This window comes from Plesiomonas sp. ZOR0011 (assembly GCF_000800945.1).
In the GTDB taxonomy this organism is placed as follows: domain Bacteria; phylum Pseudomonadota; class Gammaproteobacteria; order Enterobacterales; family CAMTGL01; genus Plesiomonas; species Plesiomonas shigelloides.
Genome location: NZ_JRKB01000152.1, coordinates 1 through 368, shown reverse-complemented (window position 1 = coordinate 368; position 368 = coordinate 1). Strand labels below are relative to the sequence as shown.

Here is a 368-nt window from a genome sequence, read left to right as displayed (position 1 = left end):
GTGCGGTAGTTCAGTTGGTTAGAATACCGGCCTGTCACGCCGGGGGTCGCGGGTTCGAGTCCCGTCCGCACCGCCAACAATTAGAAAAAACGCGTTCCGAGTACTGATGCGGAATTGCGTAGAAGCGAAAGCTTCGACACCAGTTTCGCGGAGCGGTAGTTCAGTCGGTTAGAATACCGGCCTGTCACGCCGGGGGTCGCGGGTTCGAGTCCCGTCCGCTCCGCCACTTTATCAACCCAGACAGCTTGCTGTCTGGGTTTTTTCTTGCCTGCGATCTGGCGATTTGGCCAGATTTCTGTCTTCTGTCTTCTGTCTTCTGTCTTCTGTCTTCTGTCTTCTGTCTTCTGTCTTCTGTCTTCTGTCTTCTG

General features: G+C 54.6%; 1 tRNA gene. It reads left to right on the top strand.

From position 1 onward, the window contains the following. Positions 1 to 149: 149 nt before the first annotated feature. Positions 150 to 226, top strand: a tRNA-Asp gene (locus L975_RS17135). Positions 227 to 368: the final 142 nt, after the last annotated feature.